At 63.3% G+C, this 398-nt stretch carries 1 protein-coding gene; it reads left to right on the plus strand.

Features of this window, described 5'->3' with window-relative positions:
- On the plus strand, positions 1-398 hold a 398-nt coding region (locus tag EOA13_RS37570; protein WP_127298072.1), incomplete at both ends, for a SecD/SecF family protein translocase subunit.

Consider the following 398-nt stretch of genomic DNA (forward strand, 5'->3'; position numbering starts at 1 on the left):
CGAAGATTCCATTCACGCCGGCAAGGTCGCCGGCGTGGTCGGGTCGATTCTCGTCGTCGCCTTCATGTTCGTCGCCTACGGCTTCCTCGGCTTCCTCGCCAACCTTGCGCTGGCGGTGCATGTGGCGATGATCATCGGGCTGCTGTCGCTTCTGGGCGCGACGCTGACCTTGCCGGGCATTGCCGGTATCGTGCTGACCATCGGCATGGCGGTCGATTCCAACGTTCTCATCTACGAGCGCATCCGCGAGGAGCGAAGAGCCGGCCGCTCGGTCATCCAGGCGATCGACACCGGTTTCACCAAGGCTCTGGCGACCATCGTCGATTCCAACGTCACAGCGCTGATCGCGACCGTGGTGCTGTTCTGGATCGGCACGGGGCCGGTGAAGGGTTTTGCCA

Origin of the sequence: Mesorhizobium sp. M7A.F.Ca.US.011.01.1.1 (assembly GCF_003998295.1) — a bacterium.
GTDB lineage: Bacteria > Pseudomonadota > Alphaproteobacteria > Rhizobiales > Rhizobiaceae > Mesorhizobium.